The organism is Anaerovibrio lipolyticus LB2005, from assembly GCF_000621545.1.
In the GTDB taxonomy this organism is placed as follows: Bacteria; Bacillota; Negativicutes; order Selenomonadales; family Selenomonadaceae; genus Anaerovibrio; species Anaerovibrio lipolyticus_A.
This window is the reverse complement of the sequence record NZ_JHYA01000031.1, coordinates 1-1,176: the sequence shown is the minus strand read 5'-3', so window position 1 is coordinate 1,176 and position 1,176 is coordinate 1. Positions and strand designations below refer to the sequence as shown.

Here is a 1,176-nt window from a genome sequence, read left to right as displayed (position 1 = left end):
CGGTTGCCGTTGTGGGCCATGTGAAACACATCCTTTCCTAATCAAGATTTTAATGTGTCGCACTTTTTGTGTCCACTAAATCATACTAACATCACTTGATACTAAAAATAGTATTATTATTGGCGCACGTGAGACATGGACAACTGGTGCGATAACTAATTATAGTAATTTTAGTATGTCTGGGCAGTGGTTGCATAAAATGAATGACGAAAATAGTCTATATTTAAGTGTTGCACAGTCTTTTATTATGCCAACTTTTGCAGAGATGTATAGATCTGGTGATCAGGCTGTACCAAATCCAAATCTTAAGCCACAAAAAGGAATGAATTATGAAGTCGGTTGGAAACAAAATCATGGTGATCACTCCTGGAAAGCTGCACTTTTCTATGCTCATATAAAAGATAATATTAGTTCTAAATATGATAAAACTAATAAAATATATACGTACACGAATGATGAATATAAAAACATGGGTGTAGAGTTATCATATGATTATTCACCTGAGGGAAAGTTTGCTTATAATTGTGGTCTTACATATATGAATCCACTTACACGTTCCAAGGGGAGTGTTAAAGATTATTGGGACAGAAAATTTGGAAAAATACAAATTACCGGCGGAATTACTTACAAAATAGGTAAGTTTACTACAAACTTTAATGCTTCATATTTAGCTGATAGAGTAATGTGTCCTTCCACATCTCACTCATATCCAACAAAGCCATATTTACTGACTTCAATGAATTTCTTATATAGTCCAGATAAAAATAGTGAGATTAGCTTAGAAATTGATAATGTATTAAATAGACACGATAATGTTATGCATACTTCTTCTGACTATTACACTCCGCCGACAAACTTCATGCTCAGTTATAATTACAAGTTCTAATAAAATTTTAACAAGGAGACAGCCGCGAGGCTGTCTCTTTTTTGATAATTAGCATTATTTCAAAATATAATAATAAAATATCCTATTTAAGAATAAAAATATAATGAAAGGTATGATATAATATTAATGATTTAAATATGTTTTTGTTTGCTGAAATGTACCATAATGGTCTATAATTTTAAAGGATGATAGAAATATTAGCGTCGGCGTAATTTAACCACCTACGGGTCGGTCGTCATAGCCATTTCAGAGTCAGTCTAAAATGACCAATACAACAGTCAGCTTTGTTG

General features: G+C 32.3%; 1 protein-coding gene. It reads left to right on the top strand.

The window, feature by feature from the left end:
• The first annotated feature begins 79 nt into the window (after nucleotides 1–79).
• A complete protein-coding gene (locus tag T355_RS0112315; protein ID WP_081777684.1) occupies nucleotides 80–886 on the top strand; it encodes a TonB-dependent receptor domain-containing protein in 807 nt (268 codons plus the stop codon).
• Nucleotides 887–1,176 lie beyond the last annotated feature (290 nt).